Origin of the sequence: Nocardioides sp. URHA0032, from assembly GCF_000620645.1 — a bacterium.
Lineage (GTDB): Bacteria > Actinomycetota > Actinomycetes > Propionibacteriales > Nocardioidaceae > Nocardioides.
The window spans coordinates 330,841-357,405 of sequence record NZ_JIAV01000015.1 but is presented as its reverse complement, the minus strand read 5'-3'; the positions used below and the strand labels follow the sequence as shown (position 1 = coordinate 357,405).

Sequence of the window (26,565 nt, the reverse complement as noted above, 5' to 3'; positions counted from 1 at the left end):
TCGGGCACGTGAGTGCGCCGCCCTTCGAGTGAGGACTCGAAGGGCGGCGTGTCTTGATTGTTCAGCGAGCGATGAGCTCGCTCGGCTCGGACGGGGTCCCGTTCAGCGACGTGGTCGGCGCCGTCTGCTCGTGGTCCTCGACGGCCACGTGCGGCAGGAGCCGGTCGAGCCATGCAGGGAGCCACCAGTTGGCCTTGCCGAGCAGTGCCATGGTCGCGGGGACGAGCATCATCCGCACGACGGTCGCGTCGAGGAAGATGGCGACCGCGAGGCCGAGGCCGAGCATCTTCAGCGACGGGACCGGGCTGAAGATGAAGCTCGAGAACACCGCAACCATGATGAGCGCCGCGGAGGTCACTACCCGGCCCGTGCCCGCGAGACCGCGGGCGACCGACTCGGTGTTGTCGCCGGTGCGGTCGTACTCCTCGCGGATGCGCGACAGCAGGAACACCTCGTAGTCCATCGAGAGCCCGAACAGAATCGGGAACATGATGACGACGATGATGGACGTGATGGGCGTCGGTCCGTCGAGGCCGAGAACCGCAGCACCCCAGCCCCACTGGAAGACCGCGACCATGACGCCGTAGGCGGCGCCGATGGACAACAGGTTCATCACAGCCGCCTTGGCCGGGACCGCGATGGAGCGGAACACCAGCATCAGGAGCAGGAACGACACGGCGATGACGGCGCCGATGAACAGCGGCAGCTTCGCTGAAAGCTGGGCGTTGAGGTCGTCGGTGACCGCGGTGATGCCGGAGATGTAGACGTTGCCGGGGATGACGTCGCGGACCTGGTCGATGGTGGCCGAGGTTTCCGGGTCGGCCGGTCCGGTAGTCGGGGTGGCAGTGAACACGACCGTGTCCCCGTCTTCGGAGGTCTGCGGGTCGCTGACCGAGACGATGCCGGGCACCGATGCGATGTCGTCGGTCACGTCTTCCACGCCGGCCGCATCGACGCCGCCGGAGTTGAGGTCGACGACGACCAGCAGGGGTGCGTTGATCCCTTCCCCGAACCCGTCGGTGAGCAGGTCGTAGGCCTGGCGGTGGGTGGTCTCCTCCGGTGCGTCGCCGGCGGCGGGGAACGCGGTCTGCATGGACAGTGCCGGCGCTGCGATGGCCAGAAGGACCGCGACAGAGCCGAGCAGGTACGGCCATGGGCGGGCGGACACGCGGTGCCCGAAGCGCCACCAGGCGGTGTCCTCGACGGCCTTGACGGGGCGGTGGTGGCGGCCGATGCGGCCCTTGTCGATGCGGTCACCGAGCAGGCTCAAAAGGGCGGGGAGCAGGGTGATGGCCGCGACCACGGAGGAGAACACCATCATCGCGGTCGCCAGGCCGATGGAGGTCAGGACACCGACGCCGGTGATGGCGAGCGCGGAGGTGGCGAGGACGACGGTGCCGCCGGCGAACACGACGGCCGCACCAGAGGTGCCCATCGCGGCCGCGAGCGCGGCCTTGTTGTCGCGACCGGCCGTGCGGTTCTCGCGGTAGCGGGCGACGACGAACAAGGCGTAGTCGACCCCGACACCGAGACCGACGAGGCCGGCGACGGGGATGGCGGAGACGGACACGTTCATGAACCCGGCCATCAGAGTGATGCCGCCGATGCCGGCCCCGACCGCGACCAGGGACAGCCCGATGGGCAGCACCGCGGCGACGAACGTGCCGAATACGACCAGGAGGACCAGGAGAGCGACGAGGAGGCCGATGCCGACGTGGCCGGAGCTGCTGTCCTCGGCGTTGAGGAACACCGCGTCACCGCCGAGCTCGACCCGAACGTCCTCGGCGTTGATGTTGGTGACGCCCTCCGAGAGCGTGGTGAAGGCGGGCTTGCCCATCTCACGCTCCGGCACGTCGAGGGTCAGCACGGCGTAGCCGATGCGACCGTCGTCTGAGACGGTGCCGGCCTGGAACGGGTCGGTGACCGACGCGACGTGCTCGAGCCCGGCGACCTTCTCCAGGACGGCGGTGACGTCTGCCTGGTCCTCTTCGAGGGTGGTGCCGTCCGGTGCCTCGAACACGACGAGGGCGTTGCCCTTGGCGGCCTCGGGGAAGTTGCTGTTGACGAGGTCCATCGCTCGGGAGCTTTGGCTGCCGGGTGCGGAGAAGTCGTCGACGAACGTGCCGCCGCCGACGGCGGCGAGGAAGAAGACGGCGACCAGGGCGAATACCCAACTCGCGATCGTGCGCCACGGGTGCCTCGCGCTGGCCATCGCCATGGCGCGGGTGATTCGGTTCATGGTCGTGCCTTTCAGGTGTGGTGGCCGGCGGTGGTGTTGCCCGTTCCGAGTTGTCTGTCGGGCTGCGCGGCTGCGGCTGTGGGATTGCCTGTTGGTTGTGAACGTAGGAACCGACGTGGTGAGCAGTCCTCACCACACGTGGTGAGCTGGGTGGTGATTCCTCGACCGCTGACTCCGTCGAATGGAGTACGCCGGCCGCGTCCGACTGGAGGGGAACGCCCCGTCAGTCAGGTGCTCGAGTGCGAGCGGACGGTCGCAGTGGAGGCGAACCCTCGGACGATCAACCAGATGGCGAACATCAACTCGAACAAGCCACCGGGGATGGCGCCGACGACCCCTGCGCCCGCGACGCCGAACAGCTCCAGAAGGTTGCCCCCGACGAAGCACGCGTAGCCGATGAAACCCCAGCCGGCGAGCCAACGCGGCACGAGCCCGGTGCGGAAGAGGAGGGCGCAGAAGAAGAGGCTTCCGATACCGAGCCCGGCCTCGGCGAGGCTGTAGAAAACGGCATTCGCGTCGATGGCGTCGGAGCCGGTGAGGACGATGAGGCTCACGACTCCGATGGCCAGAACGACGCCCTCGAAGATCCGCGTGCCCAGGTAGCCGGCAGCTATGGCCTTGTTGTGGGGGCGCAGGATCGGGAACATCAGTACACCGATGCTGATCACGAATGCCGAGTTGAGCAGCATCAGCGTGGCGCCGGTGGCGAACAACGCGGTGGAGCCGCTGCGGTCAGCGGAGTCGACGACGCCCTGCGTTATCAGGCTGCCGACGCCGTATGCCAAGTAGCCCGCAAGGAAGAGGACGCCAACGATTCGGGCGGTCCGAGGCACGCTGGAGTCTGGCCGAACGACTGGCGGGGAGGTCGTGTGATGCGGGGCAGTGATGCCGCCGGTGAGCCTGTCCATGGTCGTGCCTCTCGGAGATCGAGCGGGTGCTTCTCTGGTCCGCGAAGCTAGGTGGCGAAGTGGTGAGCGGTCGTCACCAGACGTGGTGAGCCGCGTGGTGATCTCTTCCGGGTCGAGCTCCGGCAGCGCGAGTCGGGCGGACGTGAGACGGCCCCGGCTCCACAGGAGTGGAACCGGGGGCGCTGGTGTCGCTCCGCGTTGAGGATGGTCCGCGGCGGGTGAGCCACTCAGGCGGCGCGGCGGGCGAGGAAGTGGCCGCGGGCCTTGTGCAGGCGCGGCATGAGCCCGTAGATGACGATGGGGACCGCGATGGTCGCCAGGACGAACGTCCGCAGGACCGGGTTCGTGTCCTTGAGCGACGGGCCGATGGTCAGGTTCAGCACCGTGAGGGTCGGGAAGACCGCGATCCAGATCATCAGCGCGAGCTGGTGCTTGGAGGGCGGCCCGACCGGTCGGGCCGCCCCGGCGGACGAGCTGACGTCGGCGTAGGGGGTGGGGTCGGACATGGTGAAGCTCCTTCGGAGTCGAGGGTGGAACGCCGGGCCAGCGGGGTGCTGGTCCGGACCTGTGCGCCCGGCGCCGCGTGTCTGTGGGACTGAGTCAGAGATGAGCTCGGACGAGGGGCTCAGATGATGGGGAGGCCGAGTCGGAAGTTGGTGACCGCGATGGGGAGGTCCTCGTCGACGAGGTCGTTGTTGATGGCGATGGCGGCCGCGGATCCTTCCCCGGCGGCGGTGACGACCTGAGCGCGCGGGTTCGCGGCGTTGCCGGCCGCCCACACGCCCGGGACGCTGGTTCGACCGGTCGCGTCGACCGCGACCCACCCGGTGGTGTTGGTGGCGCAGCCGAGGTCGGTGAGCAGGATGTCGTTGGGGACGAACCGTGGGCGGACGAACACCGCTGAACGCGGCACGAAGTGTCCGTCGGCGAACTCGACGCCGGTGAGGCGGTCTTCGTCGACGACGAGGCGGGTGACCTTCTCCGGCACGAAGCCGATGGCCCGTGCGACGAGCTCTTCGCGTGCCGCGGCGCTCACGGTCTGGCCGTTGGCGAAGAACACGACGTCGTCGGACCACTGCCGAACCAGGTGGGTGTGGGCGAGCGCCTGTTCGAGCGTCTCGGTGTCGCCGTCGGCGTCTGCGAGGACGCCGAGAGGTTGGTCGCGGACCTCGTAGCCGTGGCAGTACGGGCAGTGGAGCAGATCGCGTCCCCACCGCTCCCGCACGCCGGGGACGTCCGGGATGTCGTCGCGGAGCCCGGTCGTGACAAGGACGCGACGCGTCGTCAGCGAGGAGCCGTCCGCGAGCCTGACCTCGAGCCCGCGGCGGGTGTGAGCGTTGGCGGGCGGGCAGGCGGTAATGGACGCGACCGTTCCGGAGATCAGGTGGCCGTCGTAGCCGGCGACCTCGACGCGGGCCGCGGCGAGGAGCTCGGACGGCGGGAGGCCGTCGGAGCCGATGAAGCCCTGCATGTGGGCGGCGGGTGCGTTGCGCGGCTGGCCCGCGTCGACGACTGCGACGCGCCGGCGGGCGCGGGTGAGGACCAGGGCTGCTGAGAGGCCGGCAGCGCCTCCACCGACTACCACCACGTCGTATGTGTTCATGTCACGAGAGTGACCCCGTTACAGGCTGACGACAACACCTGTTGCTGATTCCGGGAACAGCGCGGTGCAATGTCTCCATGGCAACGACTCGGAGCGCCGCCGCCAACCCGGTTTCCTCTGTCACCTCAGGTGCCATGTCGTCGATGGCGGCGGCACTGGACCTGGTCGGTCCTCGACTGCGGCGGGTGCGTGAGCAGAGGGGTGTAACCCTGACCGAGGTTGCTCACATGACAGGCATCTCGAAGAGCACGTTGTCGCGGCTCGAGAACGGGCAGCGGCGCCCGAGCCTGGAGCTTCTGCTTCCGCTGGCGCAGGCTTACCGGGTGCCCATCGACGACTTGGTCGGCGCCCCGGAGGTGGGGGACCCGCGCATCCGGCTGAAGCCACGCAGGGTCAACGGGCGCACCGTGCTTCCGTTGACCCACCCGGGTGGCATCCAGGCGTGGAAGATCGTCATCCCGACGTCCCAGTCGGAGCCGAAGCCGCGCACTCACGACGGATTCGAATGGCTCTACGTGCTGTCCGGGCAGATGCGACTCGTCATGGGCGACCAGGACATCGTCCTGGGCGTCGGCGAGGCCGCCGAGTTCGACACCCAGGTGCCGCACTGGTTCGGCAGCACCGGCGAGGGCCCCGCCGAGGTCCTCAGCATCTTCGGCCGCCCCGGCGAACGGATGCACACCCACGCCAGCACATCCGAGTCCGCGCACTGACGCGGCGGGCGTCGAGTCGTTGGTCGACCCCGCGCCGAGGACCCTGTTCGGGCCCTACGCTCGGGAGGGCGTCGGGTCCGACGCCCGGGAAGGGAGCCGCATGGCCGACCCTCTGATGGAGACGAAGCTGCTCCAGCCGAGTCCACGACGCGACGTCATCGCGCGGCCTCGGCTCGCCGGCATGCTCGAGCATGTGTCCGGCTCGCCGGTCACGCTGGTCTCTGCGCCCGCCGGGTTCGGGAAGACATCGCTCCTCGCGGCCTGGATGAGCAACAAACCGGACACCTCAGCGAGCGAACACCCCGTCGCGTGGGTGTCACTCGACGGCCGGGACCGTCACGCGACGTCGTTCTGGACCTACGTCCTTATGGCCCTCGACCGGGCGGTCCCGGGCTCCGGTGATGCCGCACTCACCCTGCTGCAGTCGGGGCAGGCTTCGGTCGAGTCCGTGCTCGCCGGGGTGGTGAACGAGCTCAGCGTCCAGTCTGGCGATGTCACGCTGGTCCTCGACGACTACCACCTCGCTGACAGTGTCGAGGTCGCGGCGGGGATGACGTTCCTCGTGGACCACATGCCGCCACAACTACGGCTGGTCATCAGCACCCGCGCCGATCCCGCACTGCCGCTGTCGCGGCTGCGAGCACGCGGAGAGCTTGTGGAGATCCGTGCGTCCGACCTCCGCTTCACAGGCGACGAGGTTGCCTCCTACCTCAACGACCTCCACGGCTTCGGACTGACCGCGACCGACATCACCTCGCTGGAGGCGCGAACCGAGGGCTGGGTGGCGGCGCTCCAGCTCGCCGCCATCTCGCTGCGCGACCGCGACGACCAGTCCGCCTTCATCGCCGGGTTCGCCGGCGATGACCGCTTCGTGGTCGACTACCTCGCCGACGAGGTCCTCAGCCGCCAACCCGACCACGTACGCCGCTTCCTGCTCGACACCTCCATCCTCGCGCGACTCACCGGACCGCTCTGCGACGCGGTCAGCCCTCCTCCACCTGCAGGTGGGCGCAGCGGCAAGGCGATGCTCGACCTGCTGGACCGGGAGAATCTGTTCCTCGTTCCGCTCGACGGGCGCCGCACCTGGTACCGATACCACCACCTGTTCGGCGACGTGCTCCAGTCCCACCTGCTCGAGGAACGGCCCGGCGACGTGCCCGAGCTGCACCGGCGAGCCGCCGACTGGTACGCCGAAGCCGGCCACGTCGAGGCCGCTGTCCGGCACGCGCTGGAGGCCGGTGACCTCGACCGGACAGCGGATCTCATCGAGAGCTCCTTTCGAGCCCTGGGTCGCGATCGGCGCGAGGACCTCCTGAGCCGGTGGGCGCACCGGCTGCCAGACGAGGTGCTGAGCAACCGGCCGGTCCTCGCGATCGCACTCATCGGCGGGCTGATGTCGAGCAACCAGTTCGAGGGCGTGGACCAGCGCCTCGACCACGTCGAGAACCTGCTCAGCAAGGCGGAGGCGGACCTCGTGGTCGTCGACCACGGCGAGCTCGCCCGGGTCCCCGCCGCGGTTGAGATGTACCGGGCGGCGCTCGCGCTCCTCGGGGGCGACCCGCCCGCTGCCATTGCCCGCGCGCAACGCGCGATCGACGTCGCCGTTGACGGCGACGACCTCGCGGTCGGGGCAGCAGCGGCGCTGTCCGGCCTGGCGTCCTGGTCGACCGGGGACATCGCATCAGCGCACGCGAGCTATGCGCGGTCCATCCCGGCCCTGACCCGGGCCGGACACATCGCGGACGTGTTGGGCTGCTCCATCGCGATGGCGGACATGGAACTGCGCCTGGGCCGGCTCCGCGACGCCGAACAGACTTTCGCCCACGCGCTCGGGCTGGCCGAGGCCAACACCCCGCCCGGGGCCAGTGTCATGCGGGGCACCGCCGACATGCTGGTCGGCCTGAGCCGGATGGCCTGGTACCGCAACGACCTGGTCGCCGCTGCCGAGTACCTGCGTCGTTCCGACGAGCTCGGCGAGTCAGCAGCACTTCCACAGAACCCGTACCGGTGGCGAGTCGGGATGGCCCGACTGCGGGCCGCCGAGGGTGACCTGGGCGCAGCCCTCGAGCTTCTCGAGGAGGCCGAGCGGGTCTACGTCGGCGACTACTCCCCGAACGTGCAACCGGTCTACGCGTCCCGCGCGCGTGTGCTCGCCGCCAGTGGCGACCTGGCCGGTGCGCGTGCGTGGGCGCGTGACCTCGGGGTCGCGGTGGACGACGAGCTGTCCTACTTCCGCGAGTACGAGCACATCACCCTCGCCCGGGTGCTGCTGGCAGAGCACGCCAGCACCGGGTCCCCGGTGCCCCTGGACGCCGCGATTGCCCTCCTGGGCCGTCTCGTTGCCGCAGCTGCCGACGGCGGCCGGGTCGGGTCGGTCATCGAGCTCGAGGTGCTCCGAGCCATCGCATACGACGCGACCGGGGAACGGGGCGCGGCGCTCGAGGCGCTTCGTCACGCGGTCAACCTCGCCGAAGCCGACGGCTGGGTCCGGGTCTTCGTCGACGCCGCGTCCGCCCTGACGCCGCTGCTTCGCGAGCTCTCGACCGCCCAAGCCGAGCCCGGATACGTCCAGGTGCTGCTGAATGCCGTGATGGCCGGTAGTGCCGCGAGCGCGATGGCCCGCGGCGCCGGCTCCCAGGCTGCGCCGTCGCCCGAACCAGCGGCGCCTGTCGAACCTGGGGTGGGGCTGGTGGACCCGTTGAGCGACCGCGAGCTTGACGTGCTTCGACTGCTCGGTTCAGACCTCGACGGGCCCGCCATCGCACGCCAGCTCGTCGTGTCCCTGAACACGGTCCGCACCCACACCAAGCACATCTACACCAAGCTCGGCGTCAACAACCGGCGCGCCGCGATCAGCCGTGCCCACCAGCTCGGCCTACTGGGGCGCTCCGGGGCCCGCTGACACTCGTCGACGTGGCTGCGTGGCTCCGCTGCCAGGGGTTGCTGCGAATGTCGGGGCCGCGGCTGATTGCGCGCGAGGAGGGGGCTGGAAGACCTTCGTGATCAACCAGATGGCTGGTACCAGCGCTTCGAGGAGGCCGCCGGGCACGAGGAGTGCCTGTCACACCCCGGCGTCCATGTCGAGGATGCCGAGAAGGTCCAGGGGCACGCCGACAGCAAGCCGGGTGTAACCCACGAGTCCGCGGTGTTGCCGAAAGTGGGAACACCGGCCTTGAGGCTCTGGGCTCACGCGGGCGGCAAAGGTCACCACCCGGGTCACCACATGATGTGACGACCACTCACCGCTCCCGCTCCTAGCTTGCGGTATCAGGACGACTTCAGCTGTCGCTGGAACCGTCAGGACCAGCAAGAGGAGCACTCCCGTGAACACCCCACCCGTTGGCCACCACGAGCCCGGTCTGTACGAGATCCGCCTCGAAGGGCGTCTACACGAACGGTGGTTGGCGTGGTTCGACGGCATGACTCTCACCAGCGTCCCGAACCCGAGTCGGGACAGCGAGGCAAGCGCTGGGCAGGGCGTCATCACGGTCCTACGCGGCCCCGTGGCAGACCAGGCCGCCCTGCACGGCATGCTCGCCCGACTTCGCGACTTCGGGATGCCTCTCATCTCGATTGCCCGAATCGACCCAGGCCCAGCAGACGACACTGGGGACGTCGCCGGTGGTGACCGATGAACTCCGCCGCGATACCGGACCCGGCCCGCAGCACCATGTCAGGGGTTCGAGCCCGACCCCAGGCGAGCTGGCTGGTACCGGTCGCGCTCGTCGCGGTGAGCGCCATCCCGCTCACCGCAGGCACGCTGCGCCTCATCCAGCTGGCTGGCGGCCCCGCCGCCATCCCTGCGGACGCACGGTTCACCGGCTTCCCGGTCGCGCTCGTCGTTCACATCGCCGGCGCCGCTGTCTTCGCTTTGGGCAGCGTCCTCCAGCTCGTGCCTCGGTTCCGACGCAAGCACCTGACCTGGCACCGGCGTTCAGGACACGTCCTCGCCGTGGCCGGTCTGATGGTCGCGGGCTCGGCGCTGTGGATGACGCTGATGTACACCCGGAAGCCCGGCACCGGGGATGTCCTCTACGCGCTGCGGCTGCTTTTCGTCTCCGCAATGGTGGCCGCCATCGTTCTCGGCGTACGGGCCGCCCGAGCGCGCAACATTCCCGCCCATCGTGCCTGGATGATTCGCGCCTACGCCATCGCCCTCGCAGCCGGGACCCAGGTGTTCACCGAACCGCTGGGCGGCGCACTGTTCGGCACCGGAAACGTCCGAGACGACCTCGCAAAGGGCGCCGGCTGGGTCATCAACCTCGCCGTCGCCGAGTGGGCCATCCGCTGCCGACCTCGACGCTCGTCAAGCAGACGACTTCGGCAGCCCGACCGCCTACGCGCTCGCAGGAGCACCGGCATGAGCACGACAACAGGCACGACAACCCCAGCGACGACCAACCACGGCGGGAGCACCGCGAACGAACCGCTGGCGGCCGCCCTGACTCGGACCATCCGCACCGATCGGCTCGCGCTTCGACCCTCGACTCTCGGCGACACCGTCGGCTACGCGCTCCTCGCCGACGACTGGCAGCCGCAAGCCGTAGCCCTCACCTACCCAGGAGATCTCCATGACCAGCACAACCACCGGCTCAACCACCGGCCCAACCGTCGGCACGACCAGTCGCCCAACTGAGGTCGTTCCCGCCTCCCGCTTGTCCGTGCGTCGCTTGAACGTGATGCGTGCCGGCTACCTCTTCATGGGCCTTGGGCTCGTGGTGGTGAAGTGGCCACTGCTTCCAGATGCGCACACGCTCCCGTTGTACGAGGGCGTCACCGTATGCGTTCTCACCGCGATGTCGCTGTTCGCGCTCCTGGGCGTGCGCTACCCGGCCAAGCTGCTCCCACTGCTCCTGCTGGAGACGACCTGGAAGGTCCTGTGGCTGTCCGTGGTCGCACTCCCAACGGCCATTGCCGGCGACCTGGACGCCGCGACCACCACGGTTCTCGTCAACTGCTCGTTCGTGGTCGTCATCGCGGCCGTCATCCCTTGGCGCTACGCCTGGCGTCGCTACATGCTCGAGAAGGGCGAGCCCTGGCGAACGACCTCAGGTGGAGCAAGGCTGGACGAGTGACGACGTCCTGCGTGCTGTTGGACGACTACCGAGGGTGCGCCGAGTGGTCGACGCTCGACGGCATCGAGGCGACCACGGTCCGAGGGCATCGCGGCCTGGCAGGCCGAGCAGCCCGCGATCTCCTCGACTGTCACGCCGAACAGATCCGCATACCCGAGATCGGGAAGCTCGACCTCTGGGAGAGCAGATTCCGAAGGCCGTGCGGCCTCCGGCTCGGACGCTCCTCTCGTCATCCGAAGTGGTTCCGTTCCGCGATCCACGGATCGTCTATGAAGGCCGGCTCTTCGCCGGGCACCAGGGACATGCCCTCGTCGGTCAATGTGTACTGATGCTCTGATGCTGCCGCCGCGTCGCCCTCGGAGCCCGAATGGGAAGCGGCCCCGCGTGGTGACGGGAGCGGTGACGGGAGATGCGGTCGGATCGACTGGGCCAGCAGGTCCAACGGACCGTCGCCGTGGCGAGGACACCGACACCGACGTGCGGGGGGACAGGCGCGGCGGGCGGCGCGTCACGTGTGCCCGGTATCTCCGCCAATGAGTGGACGGGCCGGCCTCGAGATCGGGTCGTCCGCCTCTCGCACTTGTATGCGCCGCCGTGAGGCGGACGACCCGGCCGCCAGCGTCCGACGGTGGTCGGACATCAGTGCATGTGCAGGTGGCCGCCGCCAACGGCGTGGTCGGCGGGCATGCGGACGGCAGCGAAGACGGCGACGCCGGCTGCCATGACGGCCGCTCCGATGAATCCGGCCGAGAACGCATCGGCTGCGCCCGCGGCGGTGGTGAGGGTTCCCGCCGATGTCGCGACGGCGGACAGGATGGCGACCCCCAACGCTGCACCGAGCTCGTGGCCGGTCATCAAGAACCCGGACGCGACACCGGCGTGTGACGCCGGGATCCCGGTCATCGACGTCACGGTGACGGGGACGAACACCATCCCGATCCCGAACCCGAGGAGAACCAGGCCGGGAAGGATGCCAGTGGCGAGCTCAGAGGTGGCGTCGGCGGCGGAGAGCCATCCGGAGGCGAGCACGGCGATGAGCAGCCCGACCGTGGCGATGCCCCGCGGGGAGACGTGGTTGAGCAGGTGTCGGGCGACGACCGTGCCGATGGTCAGCGCGGCCGCGAAGGGCAGGAACACGAGCCCGGTCTGGAGGGCGGAGTAGCCGAGGACGGTCTGCAGGAAGATCGAGGTCAGGAACACGGCGCCCACCAAGATGGCGGAGACGCCGAGCATGACGGCGGTACCGGACACGAGGGGCTTGAGCTTCCAGATGTGGGGCGGGAACAGCGGCTTCGCGGGGCGACCTGCCCACGCGGTGCCCACGCTGGGAGACGGCCCGATCGACGAACCGCAGGAGACCCTGATGACCGAGCACACCGACACCGACTCGACTACCGACGCGAGTACCGACCAGCCCACCGTCCGCCACATCGGGCTGCTTCTCTTCGACCAGGTCGAGGAGCTCGACGCTGTCGGCCCGTGGGAGGTCCTCGCCTGTTGGACCCTCCTTCACCCCGAGGACGGGTGGGCCGTTGCCACCATGAGCCTCGACGGCACCCCCGTCACTGGCGCGAAGGGCCTGAGCATCGGAGCCCAGCGTTCGTTCGAGGACGCGCCGCACCTCGACGTCCTCATTCACCCGGGTGGCGAGGGCACGTGCAGGCTCCAGCAGGACGCGGAACACCTCGACTGGGTCCGCTCACGAAGAGGAACGACCTCGCTGATGACGTCGGTGTCCACGGGAAGCCAGGTGTACGCCGCTGCCGGCCTCCTGACGAACAGGCGGGCAACGACCCACTGGGCGTCACTCAACCTGCTGTCCGAGCTCGATCCGACGGTCCGAACCGACGTCGACGCCCGCTTCGTCGACGACGGCGATCTCATCACCAGTGCGGGGGTCTCTGCCGGCATCGACATGGCGCTCCACCTCGTCGCACGCCTCGCCGGACCTGACCGTGCGCGCGAGGTGCGCCGAGGCATCCAGTACGACCCTCGGCCGCCGATCTGAGGCAGCGGGCCGAGTTGAGTCGTCCGGGTGCCGGACAAGCGCCCTGTTGTTCAGATGATGATCGCGACCTTGCCCCGGACCTGCCCGGCCGCGAGGTGGCCCATCGCCTCCGGGACCTGGTCGAGCCGGTAGGCCCGGTCGATGCTCGGGGTGATCTGGCCGGCGTCGATGAACGTCGTGAGCCGGTCGAGGTCGCTGGCCCGTTCCTTGTTGATGAAGTTCGCGAACCGCTGGCTGACGAATCGCGAGAGCACGAGCGCGCGCAAGGTGCGGTTCATGCCCCCGGTCAGGTCCCCACCGTCCTCACCGCCCACGATCACGGCCGTGCCGGTCGGCGTGAGCGCCCGGCGCAGTCGGCGCAGCCCCGGGTTGCCCGCGATGTCGAGGACCAGGTCGTACTGCCCGCTGTCTGCGAAGTCCTCGCGGGTGTAGTCGATGACGTGGTCTGCGCCGAGTGAGCGGACCAGGTCGAGCTTGCCGCTGCTCGCGACAGCGGTGACCTCCGCCTCGAGTGCCTTGGCGAGCTGGACTGCGTAGCTGCCGACGCCGCCGGACGCGCCGATGACCAGCACCCGCTGCCCCGGCTCGAGACGGCCGTGGTCGGTCAGTGCCTGGAGGGCGGTCGCTGCCGAGACCGGTACGACGGCGGCCTGCTCGAACGACAGGATCGTCGGCTTGGGGGCGAGCCTGTCCGCGCGGACCACGGCGTACTCCGCGAACGACCCGCGGCCGACGCCGTACACCTCGTCCCCGACCTCGAACCGGCTCACGCCGGACCCGACGGCGGCGACCGTGCCGGCCAGGTCACGCCCGGGCACCCGGTCCTTGGGTCCTCGGAAGCCGAGGCCCGCGACCCGCATCAGGTAGGGCTTGCCGGTCATCAGGTGCCAGGTGCCGCGGTCCAGCCCAGCCGCGTGCACCCGAACCAGGACCTCCTGGTCGCCGACCTCCGGGCGAGCGATGTTCTCCAGCCGGAGGACGGCAGCGGTCCCGTACCGGTCCTGGACCACGGCCCGCATCTGGTCGTCGGCGGCTGCGCACCCTCCTCCGGCTGATGGGGCGACTGCTGTCCGAGCTCGGGGTGTGCGGTTCATGACGGTCCTCGTGTCGATGGGTTTCGTACTTAGTACGGCACGCTATCGTACTATGTACGAAAGCGCTATGGGCGCCGGCGACGCGAAGGGGTACGCACCTGATGGCTGACGGTTCGAGCGAGGAAGCCGGGGAGCGACCGCGGCTGAACCGGGAGCGCGTCCTGGAGGGCGCGATGGCGGTTGCCGACGCGGGCGGTATCGACGCGCTGACCATTCGTTCCCTTGCCCAGCACCTGGGCGTGAAGCCGATGTCGGTGTACCACTACGTCGCCAACAAGGACGAGATCCTCGACGGCATCGTCGACCTCGTGTTCAGCGAGATCGAGCTGCCGGCGGCCGGTGGCGAGTGGCGTACCGAGATCCGTCGACGGGCGGACTCGGCCCGGTCCGTCCTGCGAGTCCACCCGTGGGCCATCGGGCTGATGGAGTCACGGACCAGTCCCGGTCCGGCGACGCTGCGGCACCACGACGCCGTGATCGCGACCTTGCGGGGTGCAGGGTTCTCACCGGCCCTGACGGCGCACGCCTACGCGCTGCTCGACAGCTACGTGTACGGGTTCGCACTCCAGGAGGCCGGGCTGCCGTTCGACGGTGCCGACTCCGTTGGCGACGTGGCTGAGCCGATCATGGAGCGGTTCAAGACCGGCGAGTACCCCCACCTGGTGGAGATGGCCACCGGCTACTACCTGCGGCCCGGCTACGACTTCGGTGACGAATTCACCTGGGGACTCGAGCTCATCCTCGACGGGCTCGTGCGGCGCCAGTGACGGCCCCGGCCTTCGCGGCCGCCGCCGCGCGCTCGCCGACTGCACTTTCCAGCCGGCGAGACTCCCGGGTCCTGTACCGCATCTTGAGCATGCCGAGACGTGGGCCCAGGGCCTACGTTCGCCGAGAGGAGCTCAGGAGGTCTCGTCATGCGTCGATTCCGATCACTCGTATCCGCTGGCGTCCTGGTCCTGGGCACCCTGGTCGCGGCGACCCCGACGCTGATGGCCGGGCCCGCTGCGCACGCCACCGCGCCCGGGGCGGACGGCCGGATCGCGTTCGTACGGGCCAACCAGATCTACACGATGACCGCGACCGGGAAGGGCATCGTGAAGCTGACGTCCGCGGGCAAGAACTACCGGCCCGAGTGGTCACCAGACGGGCGACGCATCGCCTACATCCACGAGGTCGACGGGCGACGGGCGGTGTGGGTGATGACCGCGACCGGCAGCGGCAAGCGCGCCGTCACCGCCCCCGGCACGGTCGCCTCATCAGGAGTCACCTGGTCACCCGACGGGCGGACGATCGCGTACGGCGGGTCCGCGACCGCGAACCCCGACCCCGCCAGCGCGTTGATGCTGGTCCCGTCCACCGGCCGCAACGCGGTCCCGCGGGTGGTCACCGGCTACGGCACGGGCGGGTACTGCGATGAGGACCCCCCGCTGCGCTCGGACTCCTTCTTCGTCTACGACTACCTCGCCTGGTCCCCTGAAGTCGCGGGCCGCTCCCAGATCGCCGTCAAGACCAACGACTGCTACTACGACTGGGCGATCTCCATGTACCACCCTGACACCGGCGAGTTCGCGCAGGTCATGCAGTCGGGTGCCGACTCCTCGGGCTACCTGATGTGGACCGACCTGTTCTTCGGACCCACCGGCCAGTTCGGCTACACCGAGCAGGACCGCGGCGACTTCACCGGGGTGATGGGGCCACGTCTGATCGTCTACCCGGGGTTCGCGTCCCGCCACGGCGACACCGGTGGCTCGCCGTCGCCGTCAGGGCGATTCATGGCGTTCACCAACAACGCCTCCGGCACGGCGTACGTCATGCGAGCCGACGTCGACGGCACCCGCCGCCAGCGGCTCACCGTCGGCTACCAGCCCGACTGGGGAGTCAGGGTCCCGTAGCGGTGCGGCGGCCGGGTCAGGCCGCCCGACTGCTGTGTCCAGCTGAGCTGGTGGGCCGCTGGAGCCGCCTGAGCCGTGAGCAGCACCACGCCTGAGTTCGGTCATGACCCGTCACGGATCGGCGCCTTGTGCGTTGTGCCGAATGGGAGCGGGACCACGGGGGGTCCTCGTTCCGTCACCTACAGGAGAGAGACGTTGAACGCGAGATTCTCACGTCCCGTCCACCTCACCAGCCGCGTCCTGAGCGGCCTGATCGTCGGTGCCGCTCTGGGCGTGATGCTGGCCGTCGTGCTGCTCACGCGCCTCGATGCCATCAGCACCGGTCCGCAGGAGCCGAGCCCGACCACGTCGTCCGACCCGGTGCGCCAGGCGATCGAGCGGCATCACTGCTCGACGCGCGGGTTCGGCTCAGGGGCGATCCCGTCCTCGGCGCTGATCCGCACCGCCGCCGGCGATCTGTTGCTGGTGTCGTTCGACAGGGGTTGGAAGGTCTACCAGGACCGCCAGCACGCGGCGGATCTGGTCGCAGTCTGTCTCGACGACCTGCCGCCGGGCGTCGCCGAGCGGCGTCCGTGAGGTGCCGCCGGTCCAGCGGTCCTGAGGTGACCGCGCGTCGCAACGTCACCGGCATGATCCGGACGGGCAGCGCCTCCGTCTCACCGACGCTCGCCGAGGGAGGGAGCCAGCGTCGCCTGCTCGGCGCGACACCGGTCCTGTTGGGCGCCGACCGCCGTCACGGACGCCCGTAGCAGCTCGAGGACATCCTCGCGGGTCCGGTCCGGAGCGTCGTTCCAGTGGGTCAGGTCGAGTACGTGCAGCGTGCGGGCGGGCGGGCCGGGGCACCAGCGCACCGGCTGGTCGCGGACCTCCTTGAGCGTGTGCCAGAGCAGGTCCAGTGCTCGTTGCACCGGCTGCGAGCGCACTGCACGGGGACCTCCGCCCGCCTGCACGACGGCGCCGACCAGGCAGGCGCCGGTCACCGGATGGTCGGCGACCAGGCCGATGCCGGCGCCGGTCAGGACCCGGGTCCGGCCGCCGACGTCGACGGAGAACCAGGCACCCTGCACCCAGCCCCTGCCGACGACATCACCGGCGTCCTCGAGCACACCGCGGACCAGGTGCAGCTGGCCGAGCTGGGCCGACAGCGCGTCGATGCGGCGGATCCGCCGTCGTACCGCCCGTCGGTCACGTGCCGCCAGCCGGAACCCCCGGCTACTCGCGGCAACCCGGTCGGTCCGGCGGGTCCGGTCAGTCGCCTCGATCCGGTCGGGCCGGTCGGTCCGGTCGGTCGTTGTCTGTGTCATCAGAGCACCTCCTCCGACGCTGCGGATGCCACCTCTCCACTCTGATCCGCCCAACCGGTCCTGACAACCACCCGCACGAGCCGCGATCTCCCGTCGAGTGACGCGAGGTGGCTGCTTTCCAGCCTGATTTCCAGCCAGTTCACGTCACTCGACGGTGAATGCGAGGCCCGGCAGTCACGCCTGCGTCGCCCCGCCATCATCGCGACTGATGAGATTTCCGGTCGCGGATGGTTTGCTCCGGGGCAGGCATTGGTAACGTGTGCCTCGCAGAAGGTGCAAGTTCCAGCAGGTCTGACGCCCGCGGAGTTTGTGATCCAACGGCGTTTCTTCTTTCGTGGGCTCACGCAAAGTCGGAGCGACGTGTCACCACCGCATCTGATGCGGACCGTCGAAGTGGCGGTTCTCGCCCCGACTAAGGAGTATCGAGCACATGGCTCAGGGCACTGTTAAGTGGTTCAACGCGGAGAAGGGTTTCGGCTTCATCGCGCAGGAGGACGGCGGCGACGACGTCTTCGTTCACTACTCGGCGATCCAGTCCCAGGGGTACAAGTCCCTGGACGAGAACCAGAAGGTCGAGTTCGACGTCACGCAGGGCCCCAAGGGCCCGCAGGCGGAGAACGTTCGCGCCATCTGATCGCGGAGAGCTCTCGGGCCTGCTGACCTGAGACTTCAGCAAGAGGCTTCACCCTTAGGGGTGGGGCCTCTTGTGCGTCCCGCGCTTCCATGTGGGGGATGTCGCATGGCCCGGACGGGCCAAATCCGGGTGCCGGGCGTTTGGTACCCGTGACCGTCGGGCAACGTTTTCGTTAGCGAGGAGGTTCTGCCGGCATGCACATGAGGAGTGATGAGGTGCACGATCAGTTCGACGTGACCCTCGAGGACTCCGACCTCCTCGGGGAGGTGGAGCTCACCACCAACCTGATCATCGCGGCGAGCGAGTCCGACGACCACCTCTCCGAAGGACAGATCGACCAGATCCTCGGGGTCGTCCCGGAGCCTCGTCAGGAGGCGTGAGACCCGTCCCCGTATACCCCTCCCGGGTATGCTGGAGGAATGGCGGATCACCAGCACGGCTACATCCACCGCAAGGACGACTACCTCAAGCGGCTGCGGCGCATCGAGGGCCAGGCTCGTGGCCTGCAGCGCATGGTCGAGGACGAGAAGTATTGCATCGACATCCTCACCCAGGTCGCCGCGATGACGAAGGCCCTCCAGGCCGTCTCGATCGGCCTGCTCGAGGAGCACATGAACCACTGCGTGGTCGACGCCGCCCGCGCGGGCGATGACGAGGCGCGCGCCAAGGTCGCCGAGGCGGTCGACGCGATCTCCCGGCTGGTGAGGAGCTGACCGCGGTCAGCAGGTCGCGAAGAGGACCGGTCCGGTCGACAGGTCCGAGAGCACGTAGCTGCCCTGCGTGGGCCGCAGGTCGAGCGTGACGACGTTGCCGTCGGCGGTCGCCGAGGCGACCGAGAACCGGTCGGCGAAGTCGCCGCCCTGGCCGGGCGCCGGGCCGCTGGCCAGCGCCGCGCGGCTGTCGGCGTTCGTTCGCGCCTGGTCGTCGCTCTCGAAGGCCATCGCCACCCGGACGTGACCGCCCGGCTGGACCGACATGGCGAAGCCGTCGACCGGGTTGACCTCCCCCGCCTGCGTGATCAGGTGCTCCGCCTCCTGCTCGTCCGACCGGTCGGCGTGGCTCATGGCCAGCGCCGAGCAGGTGTACGGCCCGTCGTAGATCGACGCCGACAGCGGCTCGCCGGACGCCGCGATAGCTTCCTGCACGCCGTCGGGCAGGGCGCTGTCGCCGAGCGAGCCGACGACGTCCTCGAGGTACGCCTCGTTGTCGCTGGTGAGGACCAGGTGCTCGGCGGCGTCCAGCGCGACGTACTGCAGCTCGGGGGTCAGGTCCGCCCCGATGGTCGGCAGCAGCGCGTCGCCGCCGAGCCAGACCTCGCCGTCGGTCTCCCCGGTCGCGGGCCGGGTGAAGCCGCCGTGGGCGAGGTCGTCGCCGACCGCGCCGAGGTCGGCGTCGTCGGGCATCCGGACGATCACCACCGCACCCTGCTCGGACTGGCTGAACAGCTCCCACTCGGCGGTCGCGGGGGAGAAGCCGAAGCGCGCCTGGAGCACCTTCGCGGACTGCACCAGCGCCGACGTCGAGGTCAGGTCCCGGTCGAACCCGTCGTCGAGGAACGACTGCAGCTCTGAGCCGGACGACGACGCATCCAGGTGCGCGCCCAGGGCGGAGCGGACGGCCGCCCAGTCGGTCCAGGAGAGGCGCTCGGCGTCGGCCGGCGCGTACGCCGTGGCTCGCTCGAGCTCGGTCCGGTCGCGGTCCTGCCACCAGCGCAGGCCGACGACGGCCACCACGGCCACCAGCGCCACCGCCAGGGCGACCACGATCGTGATCGTCAGGCGTCTGCGCACCGTGTGAGACTAGCCGCATGCCCGCGAAGGACGTCCTCGCTGCCGGTGCCGTGGTCTTCCGCCCGGGCAAGCGCGTGCTCCTCGTCCACCGGCCGCGGTACGACGACTGGTCGTTCCCCAAGGGCAAGCTGGACCCCGGCGAGCACGTGACGTCCGCGGCGGTGCGGGAGGTCGCCGAGGAGACCGGGCTGCGAGTCCGGCTCGGGCCGCCGCTGCCGGGGCAGCGCTACCCGGTGGCCGGCGGCCGCATGAAGGCGGTGTCGTACTGGGTCGGCCGGGTGGTCGGCTCCGACGACGTGAGCGGCTACCGCCCCAACGACGAGATCGACCACGTCGAGTGGGTGCCGTACGCCGAGGCGTGCAAGCGGCTGAGCTACGAGCACGACCTGGACACGCTGCGCACGGCGTACCCCAGGCGCCGCAAGACGCACGCGTTCATCGTCCTGCGGCACGCCGACGCCAGGTCCCGCAAGGCGTGGCGCCGCCAGGACGACCGGCTCCGCCCGCTGCTCCAGGCGGGGCGGCAGCAGGCGCAGCGGCTGATCCCGGTGCTGGCGGCGTACGACGTCACGCGGCTCGTGAGCTCGAGCAGCACCCGCTGCGTGGAGACCCTGGGCCCTTACTCCGACGTGACCGGCTGGAAGCTCGAGCTCGACGACGGCCTCAGCGAGGAGGACGCGACCGCCCACGGCGTCCTCACCATCACCGACGACCTCTCCCAGCGCGACGAGGGGGTCGTCGTCTGCAGCCACCGCCCGGTGCTCCCGGCGGTGTTCGACGCGCTCGGCCTCGAGGACGCCAAGCTCGACCCCGGCGGCCTGCTCGTCGCCCACCTCCGCAAGGGCAAGGTCGTCGCGACCGAGGTGCACCAGATCCACTGACGTCAAGGGTCCCGACCCTTGTTCACGTGATGGCCGTCTCAGCACCGACACGGTGTCGCTGAGTGGGCGGTTCGAGTTCACCGCCCGTTCACCGTCGACCCCGGAGCCGTCCACCTGCGCTCCCTAACTTCGCTAGCGACAGAGCATCAGACGAAGAACTCAGGGAGCTCCGAAGTGATCCGCACTTCCATCCGCCGGGCCGTGGTGCCCGGCATCGCCGTCCTCGCCCTCGTCCTCACCGGCTGCGGTGCCAGCAACGAGACCGACGGCGGCACCGTTGGCGGCGACACCGGCGGCGCCACGGGCCTCAGCGGCGAGCTCGCCGGTGGCGGCTCGAGCGCCCAGGACTCCGCCCAGCAGGCGTGGCGCGCCGGCTTCCAGTCCGACAACCCCGACGCCACCATCACCTACGACCCGGTCGGCTCGGGCGGCGGCCGCGAGAGCTTCAACTCCGGCGCCTACGCGTTCGCCGGGTCCGACTCCTACCTCACCGACGACGACGGCGAGCTGAGCGCGGCCAAGAAGCAGTGCGGCGACGAGGACCCGGTCGAGGTCCCAGCGTACGTCAGCCCGATCGCGGTGGTCTTCAACCTGCCGGGCGTCGACACGCTCGACCTCGACGCCGAGACGCTCGCGAAGATCTTCGACGGCAAGATCACGAAGTGGAACGACCCGGCGATCGCCGGCCAGAACAACGACGCCGACCTCCCCGACACGGCGATCTCGCCGGTCCACCGGTCCGACGACTCGGGCACCACGCAGAACTTCACCGACTACCTCAACAAGGCCGGCGGCGGCGCCTGGTCCTACGACCCCGACGGCGTGTGGCCGATCAAGGGCGGCGAGGCCGCCGAGGGCACCTCGGGTCTCGTGGCCGCGGTCAAGGGCGGCGAGGGCACCATCGGGTACGCCGACGAGAGCCAGGCCCAGGGCCTCGGCATCGCCTCGGTCAAGGTCGGTGACGAGTACGTCGCGCCGTCCGCCGAGGGTGCCGCCAAGGCGCTCGCGGTCTCGAAGCCGGCGCCCACCGCGACGGCCACGATGCTGACCTACGACATCGACCGCACCACGACCGAGTCGGGTGCCTACCCGGTGCTGCTGGCGTCGTACCTGATCGCCTGCCAGCACTACGACGACGCCAACGAGGCGGACCTCGTCAGCGGCTTCCTCTCCTACATCGTCTCGGACGCGGGTCAGCAGGCTGCGGCGCAGCAGGCCGGCTCCGCCCCGCTCGACGCGTCGATCGCCGCGAAGGCGCAGGAGATCGTCGGCGCGATCTCGGCCAGCTGACGGATGCCGCGTGCTCTCATCCACTGAAGCAACGGGAAAGCCGGTCGTCCGCCTGGGCGACCGGCTCTTCTCGGGCACTGCCCGCCTCGCCGCGATGCTCATCATGGTCGCGCTCGCCGGTGTGGCCGTCTTCCTCGTCGTCGAGGGGCTGCCCGGGCTCAGCGCTCCCGCGGACATCTACCGCCCCGCCGACGACTTCTGGTCGTACGTCGGCCCGCTGGTCTGGGGCACCGTGCTGGCCGCGGTCGTGGCGCTGGTGATCGCGATCCCGTTCTCGGTCGGGCTCGCGCTGTTCATCTCGCACTACGCGCCGCCGCGGATCGCCGGCCCGATCGCCTACGTGATCGACCTGCTCGCCGCGATCCCGTCGGTCGTCTACGGCCTCTGGGGCGGCCTCGCGCTCGCCCACTGGATGACGCCCTCGATCAACTGGCTGTACGACAACCTGGGCTTCATCCCGTTCTTCGCCGGCCCGCCGTCGGTGACCGGCCGGACCATGCTGACGGCAGGCATCGTGCTGTCGATCATGGTCATCCCGATCACCACCGCGATCTCGCGGGAGGTGTTCGCCCAGACCCCGCGCCTGCACGAGGAGGCGGCGATGGCGCTCGGCGCCACCCGCTGGGAGACGATCCGGCTCGCGGTGTTCCCCTACGCCAAGTCCGGCGTCGTCTCGGGCGTGATGCTCGGCCTCGGGCGCGCGCTGGGCGAGACGATGGCCGTCGCGATGGTCCTCTCCGCGACGCCGGTCGTGACGCTGAACCTGATCTCGAACAGCAACCCCGCCACCATCGCCTCGAACATCGCGGCGAACTACAAGGAGGCGACCCCGGACCGGCAGTCGCTGTTGATCGCCACCGGTCTCGTGCTGTTCATCGTGACCTTCGTGGTCAACTTCATCGCGCGGCTGATCGTCGCGCGCAGCGAGCGGAACGTGACGCGATGACGACGACTCCTCTCGACCACGACTTCGAGTCGGTCACCGCCGGGCTCGTCCAGCCGCAGCTGCCGCGCTGGGCCGCCGTCCTCATCGGCGCGATGGCGCTGGCCGTCGCCGGCCTGCTCACGATGGTGATGGGCTGGAGCGTCGTCGGGGGCGCCATCCTCGCCGGCCTCCTGTTCGTCATCGGCATGCCGACCTGGTCGCGCGTGGTCGAGGGCGGCCGCGCCGCGGCCGACCGGCTCGCGACGTGCCTGGTGTGGGGCGCGTTCGTCGCCGTGCTGGTCCCGCTGATCTGGCTGGTCTGGCTGGTGCTCAAGAACGGCCTCGGCGCGATCAGCCTGTCGTTCCTCAACGAGTCGATGCGCGGCGTCGTCGGCGAGGGCGGCGGCATCTACCACGCGCTGATGGGCACGCTGCTGGTCACGCTGGCGGCGACCGTCATCTCGGTGCCGATCGGCCTGTTCACCGCGATCTACCTGGTCGAGTACGGCAAGGGCAGCCGGCTCGCCCGGGTGACGACGTTCCTGGTCGACGTGATGACCGGCATCCCGTCGATCGTCGCCGGGCTCTTCGCGCTCGCCCTGCTGGTGCTGATCTTCGGGCCGGCGATCCGGATCGGCTTCGGTGGCTCGATCGCCCTGGCTCTGCTGATGATCCCGACCGTCGTGCGCTCGGCCGAGGAGATGCTGCGGCTGGTGCCGAGCGACCTCCGCGAGGCGTCGTACGCCCTGGGCGTGCCGAAGTGGCGGACCATCGTGAAGGTGGTCATGCCGACCGCGTTCGGCGGGATCGTGACCGGCATCGTCCTGGCGATCTCGCGGGTGATCGGCGAGACCGCGCCGCTGCTGATCGTGGCGGGCGCCACCGACTCGGTGAACATGAACCTGTTCAACGGCCGGATGATGACGCTGCCCGTCTACATCTTCAGCCAGTACAGCTCGCCCGGGGTGCCGGCCTTCGGCACCGATGGGCCGCCGCCGGGCTACGCACGCGCCTGGGGTGCGGCGCTGGTGCTGATCGGGATCGTGATGATCCTCAACCTCGCCGCCCGGATCCTCCAGAAGATCTACGCCCCCAAGTCCGACCGGCGCCGCTGAGCGCACCGAAGAGAGAATCACATGGCCAAGAGCATCGACGTCTCCGACCTCGACATCTACTACGGCGACTTCAAGGCCGTCGAGGGCGTCAACATGACCATCCGCGCGAAGGCGGTCACCGCGTTCATCGGCCCGTCCGGCTGCGGCAAGTCGACCTTCCTCCGCGCGCTGAACCGCATGCACGAGGTGATCCCCGGCGCCCGCGTCGAGGGCAAGGTCATCGTCTCGGGGCAGTCGCTGTACGAGCCCGGCATCGACCCGGTCGCCGTACGCCGGCAGATCGGCATGGTCTTCCAGCGCCCGAACCCGTTCCCGACGATGTCGATCTACGAGAACGTCCTGGCTGGCATGCGGCTGAACTCCAAGAAGATCTCGAAGTCCGACGCCGACGCGATCGTCGAGCGCTCGCTCCAGGGCGCGAACCTGTGGACCGAGGTCAAGGACCGGTTGAGCAAGCCCGGCATGGGCCTCTCCGGAGGTCAGCAGCAGCGCCTCTGCATCGCCCGCGCGATCGCCGTCTCGCCCGAGGTCCTGCTGATGGACGAGCCCTGCTCCGCCCTCGACCCGATCTCCACCTCCGCCATCGAGGACCTGATCCACGAGCTCAAGTCCGAGTACACGATCGTGATCGTCACCCACAACATGCAGCAGGCCGCCCGCGTCTCCGACGACACCGGCTTCTTCAACCTCAAGGCCACCGGCGAGCCCGGCCACCTCGTCGAGTTCAACCCCACCAACAAGATGTTCACCAACCCGGACGAGGAGTCCACCGAGGCCTACATCTCGGGTCGCTTCGGGTGAGTCGATCGCGGTAGTCCCTGACCAAAGTGCTGTGGATCGGGCCCGCTGACGACATTTTCGCCAGGGACTAGCCCGAATCCGGGGCGGCCTGTGGAGGACGATCCAGGCCCCACAGGAAACCGGGAAGAGTCCCGGCATGGATCTCTCGGGGGTGACGCGGCGGGTGGTGGTCCCGCTGCCCGTCGACCCCCAGGGACTGCGTGGGCCGCGACCCGGCGCGGCACGCGGCCCGCGGTGGCGGGCGTCGAGCCACGGCTTCCGCGTGCCCTCCTCCGTGGACGGGTCGACGGTCGACCAGCGGGTGGTGGAGGCGGCGGCCGCGTTGCCGCAGGAGTGGGGCGGGGTGACCGGCTGGGCCGCACTGGGATGGATGGGCTCGACCTGGTTCGACGGCACGCCTTGGGGAGGCGGCCGGACGCGACCGGTGACGCTGGCCATCGGCGGCAATCGCTGGTCCCGGCAGCAACGGTTCTTCGCGACCAGCGAGGAGCGACTCGCGCCGAGGGACCTGGTCATGGTCGACGGGGTCCGGGTGACGACCGCGGTGCGGTCGACGTGGTTCGAGATGCGCTACGCCCGGGACGCGCGCGATGCGGCGATCGCGCTGTCGATGGCGTGCTTCCACGATGCGGTGTCGATCGACGAGGTCCTGGCGTACGGCGCGAACCTTCGCGGGTGGACGGGGATGCCGAAGGCACGAGAGGCGATCCCGCTGGCGACGGAGAACGCCTGGTCGCCGCGCGAGGTCGGCATGGGGCACGTGTGGGTGCTGGACGCCGAGCTCCCGCCGCCTCTCTACAACGTGCCCGTGTTCGATCTCGAGGGCAACCACATCGGGACGCCCGACCTGCTCGATCCTCGGTCGGGCGTCTTCGGACAGTACGACGGTGCGCTCCACCTCACCCGCTCCCGCCGGGAGAAGGACGTCGACCGCGACGAGGCCTTCCGATCGCACGGGCTGGAGGGAGCCATCATGGTGGCGGGTGACGTCGCGGACCCGACGGCGTTCATCCGCCGGCTGAAGGCTGCGTACGACCGAGCCGCGGACCGGCCTCCGCACCACCGTCGCTGGACCGTCGAGCGACCTGAGGGATGGATCGAGACCACGACGGTCGCGGGTCGCCGGGCGCTCAGCTCGGCCCTGCGGGCCCGCCTGCTCGCGCACCGGATCGCCTGACCTCGGGGGTAGTCCCTGACGAAAATGTCGTGATTGGACCCCGTGGAGAGCATTTCGGGCAGGGACTACCCGCCCGGACGACCAGAGACCTACTGACCGATCGCGGCGTGCAGCACCTCGTAGCAGGCGGCGGCGACGAGGCCGGCCATCGGGAAGGTGAGGACCCAGGCGGCGACGATCGAGCGGGCGACACCCCAGCGGACGGCGGAGAAGCGCTTGGTGGCGCCGGCGCCCATGATCGCGGAGGTGATGGTGTGGGTGGTGGAGATCGGGGCGTGGAAGACGAACGCCGTGGTGTACAGCACGCTCGCGCCTACCGACTCCGCCGCGAAGCCACGGGCGGGGTCGAGGTGGATGATCCGGCGGCCGAGGGTGCGCATGATCCGCCAGCCACCGGAGTAGGTGCCGAGCGAGATCGCGCTGGCGGCCGCGACGATGACCCAGAGCGGGAGGTTCTCCTGCGGGTTGCCCGCCGAGTCGACGTAGTAGCCCGCGGTGGTCAGCGCCAGGAAGATGACGCCCATCGTCTTCTGCGCGTCCTGCAGGCCGTGCCCGAGCGCGAGCGCCGCCGCGGAGACGGTCTGGGAGGCGCGGAACCCGCGGTGGACCCGGTGCTGGTTCCGGCGCCGGAAGATCCACATGATGGCGAGCATCACGAGGAACGCCGCGGCGAAGCCGAAGATCGGGGAGAGCACCATCGGGATCAGCACCTTGTCGATGATCGTCGGCCAGTTCACGCTCGCCCCCGAGGCCGCGCCCGCGGCCAGCGCCGCGCCGACCAGACCGCCGATGAGCGCGTGCGAGGAGGACGACGGCAGGCCGAAGTACCAGGTGATCAGGTTCCACGAGATCGCGCCCAGCAGCCCGGCCAGTACGACGACGAGCCCGTGGTCGCCCGGGGGTGTGGAGATGACCTCGGCGACGGTGTGGGCCACCTTCTGGCCGAGCAGCGCGCCGACGAAGTTCATCACCGCGGCGAGCGTCAGCGCGATCCGCGGCGTCAGCGCCCGGGTGGAGACGGAGGTGGCGATGGCGTTCGCCGCGTCGTGGAAACCGTTCGTGTAGTCGAAGCAGAGGGCGACGACGACTACCGCGATGACGATCGCGAGGTCCATG

At 69.7% G+C, this 26,565-nt stretch carries 26 protein-coding genes; 17 read left to right on the top strand and 9 right to left on the bottom strand.

Annotated elements, in window-relative coordinates; genetic code table 11:
- Nucleotides 1-61: 61 nt before the first annotated feature.
- From N538_RS0106265 to N538_RS0106250, 4 genes are all read right to left on the bottom strand, one after another.
- Nucleotides 62-2,239 carry an MMPL family transporter gene (locus N538_RS0106265; protein ID WP_028636608.1) on the bottom strand — a complete coding sequence of 726 codons (2,178 nt, stop codon included), beginning with the start codon at nucleotides 2,237-2,239 and terminating at the stop codon, nucleotides 62-64.
- Between the two features lie 227 nt (nucleotides 2,240-2,466).
- Nucleotides 2,467-3,147 carry a DUF4386 domain-containing protein gene (locus tag N538_RS0106260; protein WP_036569586.1) on the bottom strand — a complete coding sequence of 227 codons (681 nt, stop codon included), beginning with the start codon at nucleotides 3,145-3,147 and terminating at the stop codon, nucleotides 2,467-2,469.
- A 227-nt stretch (nucleotides 3,148-3,374) separates the two neighbouring features.
- Entirely contained in the window at nucleotides 3,375-3,653 is a 279-nt protein-coding gene (locus N538_RS0106255; RefSeq protein ID WP_028636606.1) for a hypothetical protein, read from the bottom strand.
- Nucleotides 3,654-3,772: 119 nt separating this feature from the next.
- The gene (locus tag N538_RS0106250) at nucleotides 3,773-4,750 is read right to left on the bottom strand and encodes an NAD(P)/FAD-dependent oxidoreductase (protein ID WP_028636605.1); all 978 of its coding nucleotides are present in this window, start codon (nucleotides 4,748-4,750) and stop codon (nucleotides 3,773-3,775) included.
- Between the two features lie 77 nt (nucleotides 4,751-4,827).
- Between N538_RS0106250 and N538_RS0106245 the strand changes: the two genes are divergently transcribed.
- The 4 genes from N538_RS0106245 (at nucleotide 4,828) to N538_RS0106220 (ending at nucleotide 10,538) form a co-directional block, all read left to right on the top strand.
- The gene (locus tag N538_RS0106245) at nucleotides 4,828-5,463 is read left to right on the top strand and encodes a helix-turn-helix domain-containing protein (protein ID WP_331279515.1); all 636 of its coding nucleotides are present in this window, start codon (nucleotides 4,828-4,830) and stop codon (nucleotides 5,461-5,463) included.
- A gap of 100 nt (nucleotides 5,464-5,563) precedes the next feature.
- Nucleotides 5,564-8,365 (top strand): LuxR C-terminal-related transcriptional regulator, encoded by a 2,802-nt coding sequence (locus tag N538_RS0106240; protein WP_028636603.1) that lies wholly within the window; start codon nucleotides 5,564-5,566, stop codon nucleotides 8,363-8,365.
- A gap of 729 nt (nucleotides 8,366-9,094) precedes the next feature.
- The gene (locus tag N538_RS27885) at nucleotides 9,095-10,099 is read left to right on the top strand and encodes a DUF2306 domain-containing protein (protein WP_155991983.1); all 1,005 of its coding nucleotides are present in this window, start codon (nucleotides 9,095-9,097) and stop codon (nucleotides 10,097-10,099) included.
- Nucleotides 10,100-10,142: 43 nt separating this feature from the next.
- Nucleotides 10,143-10,538, top strand: a complete 396-nt coding sequence (locus tag N538_RS0106220) for a hypothetical protein (RefSeq protein ID WP_051548845.1) — start codon at nucleotides 10,143-10,145, stop codon at nucleotides 10,536-10,538.
- A gap of 639 nt (nucleotides 10,539-11,177) precedes the next feature.
- Here N538_RS0106220 and N538_RS24050 read toward each other — a convergent pair.
- Nucleotides 11,178-11,861, bottom strand: a complete 684-nt coding sequence (locus tag N538_RS24050; protein WP_197025245.1) for an MFS transporter — start codon at nucleotides 11,859-11,861, stop codon at nucleotides 11,178-11,180.
- 40 nt (nucleotides 11,862-11,901) lie between these two features.
- On the opposite strand from N538_RS24050, the gene N538_RS0106205 reads away from it, so the two are divergent.
- The gene (locus tag N538_RS0106205; RefSeq protein ID WP_051548903.1) at nucleotides 11,902-12,546 is read left to right on the top strand and encodes a DJ-1/PfpI family protein; all 645 of its coding nucleotides are present in this window, start codon (nucleotides 11,902-11,904) and stop codon (nucleotides 12,544-12,546) included.
- Nucleotides 12,547-12,596: 50 nt separating this feature from the next.
- Here the strand turns inward: N538_RS0106205 and N538_RS0106200 are convergent, their stop codons facing one another.
- Nucleotides 12,597-13,565, bottom strand: coding sequence for an NAD(P)-dependent alcohol dehydrogenase (locus N538_RS0106200; RefSeq protein WP_028636599.1), 969 nt, complete (start codon nucleotides 13,563-13,565; stop codon nucleotides 12,597-12,599).
- Nucleotides 13,566-13,741: 176 nt separating this feature from the next.
- On the opposite strand from N538_RS0106200, the gene N538_RS0106195 reads away from it, so the two are divergent.
- From N538_RS0106195 to N538_RS0106185, 3 genes are all read left to right on the top strand, one after another.
- Nucleotides 13,742-14,407 carry a TetR/AcrR family transcriptional regulator gene (locus N538_RS0106195; protein WP_028636598.1) on the top strand — a complete coding sequence of 222 codons (666 nt, stop codon included), beginning with the start codon at nucleotides 13,742-13,744 and terminating at the stop codon, nucleotides 14,405-14,407.
- A 147-nt stretch (nucleotides 14,408-14,554) separates the two neighbouring features.
- Complete coding sequence (locus tag N538_RS0106190) at nucleotides 14,555-15,532, top strand: PD40 domain-containing protein (protein ID WP_028636597.1); 978 nt, start codon at nucleotides 14,555-14,557, stop codon at nucleotides 15,530-15,532.
- A 273-nt stretch (nucleotides 15,533-15,805) separates the two neighbouring features.
- Nucleotides 15,806-16,108, top strand: a complete 303-nt coding sequence (locus tag N538_RS0106185; protein ID WP_155991982.1) for a hypothetical protein — start codon at nucleotides 15,806-15,808, stop codon at nucleotides 16,106-16,108.
- Between the two features lie 80 nt (nucleotides 16,109-16,188).
- On the opposite strand, the gene N538_RS0106180 is transcribed toward N538_RS0106185, so the two are convergent.
- Complete coding sequence (locus tag N538_RS0106180) at nucleotides 16,189-16,836, bottom strand: DUF6197 family protein (RefSeq protein WP_028636595.1); 648 nt, start codon at nucleotides 16,834-16,836, stop codon at nucleotides 16,189-16,191.
- 430 nt (nucleotides 16,837-17,266) lie between these two features.
- Between N538_RS0106180 and cspE the strand changes: the two genes are divergently transcribed.
- From cspE to N538_RS0106165, 3 genes are all read left to right on the top strand, one after another.
- Nucleotides 17,267-17,470, top strand: a complete 204-nt coding sequence (gene cspE, locus N538_RS0106175) for a transcription antiterminator/RNA stability regulator CspE (RefSeq protein WP_028636594.1) — start codon at nucleotides 17,267-17,269, stop codon at nucleotides 17,468-17,470.
- 215 nt (nucleotides 17,471-17,685) lie between these two features.
- The gene (locus tag N538_RS0106170) at nucleotides 17,686-17,850 is read left to right on the top strand and encodes a hypothetical protein (protein ID WP_231496148.1); all 165 of its coding nucleotides are present in this window, start codon (nucleotides 17,686-17,688) and stop codon (nucleotides 17,848-17,850) included.
- 39 nt (nucleotides 17,851-17,889) lie between these two features.
- Nucleotides 17,890-18,183, top strand: a complete 294-nt coding sequence (locus tag N538_RS0106165; protein WP_028636592.1) for a metal-sensitive transcriptional regulator — start codon at nucleotides 17,890-17,892, stop codon at nucleotides 18,181-18,183.
- A gap of 6 nt (nucleotides 18,184-18,189) precedes the next feature.
- Here the strand turns inward: N538_RS0106165 and N538_RS0106160 are convergent, their stop codons facing one another.
- Nucleotides 18,190-19,260, bottom strand: a complete 1,071-nt coding sequence (locus N538_RS0106160) for a hypothetical protein (protein WP_028636591.1) — start codon at nucleotides 19,258-19,260, stop codon at nucleotides 18,190-18,192.
- A gap of 17 nt (nucleotides 19,261-19,277) precedes the next feature.
- Between N538_RS0106160 and N538_RS0106155 the strand changes: the two genes are divergently transcribed.
- The 6 genes from N538_RS0106155 to N538_RS24045 all read left to right on the top strand — a co-directional run bounded on the left by N538_RS0106155 (nucleotide 19,278) and on the right by N538_RS24045 (nucleotide 25,449).
- Complete coding sequence (locus tag N538_RS0106155; protein WP_028636590.1) at nucleotides 19,278-20,141, top strand: NUDIX hydrolase; 864 nt, start codon at nucleotides 19,278-19,280, stop codon at nucleotides 20,139-20,141.
- A 174-nt stretch (nucleotides 20,142-20,315) separates the two neighbouring features.
- Nucleotides 20,316-21,431 (top strand): phosphate ABC transporter substrate-binding protein PstS, encoded by a 1,116-nt coding sequence (gene pstS, locus N538_RS0106150; RefSeq protein ID WP_028636589.1) that lies wholly within the window; start codon nucleotides 20,316-20,318, stop codon nucleotides 21,429-21,431.
- A gap of 10 nt (nucleotides 21,432-21,441) precedes the next feature.
- Entirely contained in the window at nucleotides 21,442-22,377 is a 936-nt protein-coding gene (pstC, locus tag N538_RS0106145) for a phosphate ABC transporter permease subunit PstC (RefSeq protein WP_028636588.1), read from the top strand.
- On the top strand, nucleotides 22,374-23,471 hold the full coding sequence (gene pstA, locus N538_RS28900) for a phosphate ABC transporter permease PstA (RefSeq protein ID WP_028636587.1): 1,098 nt from the start codon (nucleotides 22,374-22,376) through the stop codon (nucleotides 23,469-23,471). The genes pstC and pstA overlap by 4 nt, the downstream gene beginning before the upstream one ends.
- Before the next feature lie 21 nt (nucleotides 23,472-23,492).
- Nucleotides 23,493-24,272: a phosphate ABC transporter ATP-binding protein PstB gene (gene pstB, locus N538_RS28895; protein ID WP_028636586.1), complete on the top strand. Its 780-nt coding sequence runs from the start codon at nucleotides 23,493-23,495 to the stop codon at nucleotides 24,270-24,272.
- Between the two features lie 136 nt (nucleotides 24,273-24,408).
- Complete coding sequence (locus tag N538_RS24045; protein ID WP_036569582.1) at nucleotides 24,409-25,449, top strand: hypothetical protein; 1,041 nt, start codon at nucleotides 24,409-24,411, stop codon at nucleotides 25,447-25,449.
- Nucleotides 25,450-25,538: 89 nt separating this feature from the next.
- On the opposite strand, the gene N538_RS0106125 is transcribed toward N538_RS24045, so the two are convergent.
- Nucleotides 25,539-26,564 (bottom strand): inorganic phosphate transporter, encoded by a 1,026-nt coding sequence (locus tag N538_RS0106125; RefSeq protein WP_028636585.1) that lies wholly within the window; start codon nucleotides 26,562-26,564, stop codon nucleotides 25,539-25,541.
- Nucleotide 26,565 lies beyond the last annotated feature (1 nt).

What these genes read in the sequence shown, in the direction of transcription:
- N538_RS0106190 (WP_028636597.1), top strand. Translation starts at nt 14,555, where the DNA reads ATGCGTCGATTCCGATCACTCGTATCCGCTGGCGTCCTGGTCCTGGGC.
- pstB (WP_028636586.1), top strand. Translation starts at nt 23,493, where the DNA reads ATGGCCAAGAGCATCGACGTCTCCGACCTCGACATCTACTACGGCGAC.
- pstA (WP_028636587.1), top strand. Translation starts at nt 22,374, where the DNA reads ATGACGACGACTCCTCTCGACCACGACTTCGAGTCGGTCACCGCCGGG.
- N538_RS0106265 (WP_028636608.1), bottom strand. Translation starts at nt 2,239, where the DNA reads ATGAACCGAATCACCCGCGCCATGGCGATGGCCAGCGCGAGGCACCCG.
- N538_RS0106245 (WP_331279515.1), top strand. Translation starts at nt 4,828, where the DNA reads ATGGCAACGACTCGGAGCGCCGCCGCCAACCCGGTTTCCTCTGTCACC.
- N538_RS0106205 (WP_051548903.1), top strand. Translation starts at nt 11,902, where the DNA reads ATGACCGAGCACACCGACACCGACTCGACTACCGACGCGAGTACCGAC.
- N538_RS0106165 (WP_028636592.1), top strand. Translation starts at nt 17,890, where the DNA reads ATGGCGGATCACCAGCACGGCTACATCCACCGCAAGGACGACTACCTC.
- N538_RS27885 (WP_155991983.1), top strand. Translation starts at nt 9,095, where the DNA reads ATGAACTCCGCCGCGATACCGGACCCGGCCCGCAGCACCATGTCAGGG.
- N538_RS0106200 (WP_028636599.1), bottom strand. Translation starts at nt 13,565, where the DNA reads ATGCGGGCCGTGGTCCAGGACCGGTACGGGACCGCTGCCGTCCTCCGG.
- N538_RS0106155 (WP_028636590.1), top strand. Translation starts at nt 19,278, where the DNA reads ATGCCCGCGAAGGACGTCCTCGCTGCCGGTGCCGTGGTCTTCCGCCCG.
- cspE (WP_028636594.1), top strand. Translation starts at nt 17,267, where the DNA reads ATGGCTCAGGGCACTGTTAAGTGGTTCAACGCGGAGAAGGGTTTCGGC.
- N538_RS0106260 (WP_036569586.1), bottom strand. Translation starts at nt 3,147, where the DNA reads ATGGACAGGCTCACCGGCGGCATCACTGCCCCGCATCACACGACCTCC.
- N538_RS0106180 (WP_028636595.1), bottom strand. Translation starts at nt 16,836, where the DNA reads ATGACACAGACAACGACCGACCGGACCGACCGGCCCGACCGGATCGAG.
- N538_RS0106255 (WP_028636606.1), bottom strand. Translation starts at nt 3,653, where the DNA reads ATGTCCGACCCCACCCCCTACGCCGACGTCAGCTCGTCCGCCGGGGCG.
- N538_RS0106220 (WP_051548845.1), top strand. Translation starts at nt 10,143, where the DNA reads ATGCGTGCCGGCTACCTCTTCATGGGCCTTGGGCTCGTGGTGGTGAAG.
- N538_RS24045 (WP_036569582.1), top strand. Translation starts at nt 24,409, where the DNA reads ATGGATCTCTCGGGGGTGACGCGGCGGGTGGTGGTCCCGCTGCCCGTC.
- N538_RS0106125 (WP_028636585.1), bottom strand. Translation starts at nt 26,564, where the DNA reads ATGGACCTCGCGATCGTCATCGCGGTAGTCGTCGTCGCCCTCTGCTTC.
- N538_RS0106250 (WP_028636605.1), bottom strand. Translation starts at nt 4,750, where the DNA reads ATGAACACATACGACGTGGTGGTAGTCGGTGGAGGCGCTGCCGGCCTC.
- N538_RS0106240 (WP_028636603.1), top strand. Translation starts at nt 5,564, where the DNA reads ATGGCCGACCCTCTGATGGAGACGAAGCTGCTCCAGCCGAGTCCACGA.
- N538_RS0106195 (WP_028636598.1), top strand. Translation starts at nt 13,742, where the DNA reads ATGGCTGACGGTTCGAGCGAGGAAGCCGGGGAGCGACCGCGGCTGAAC.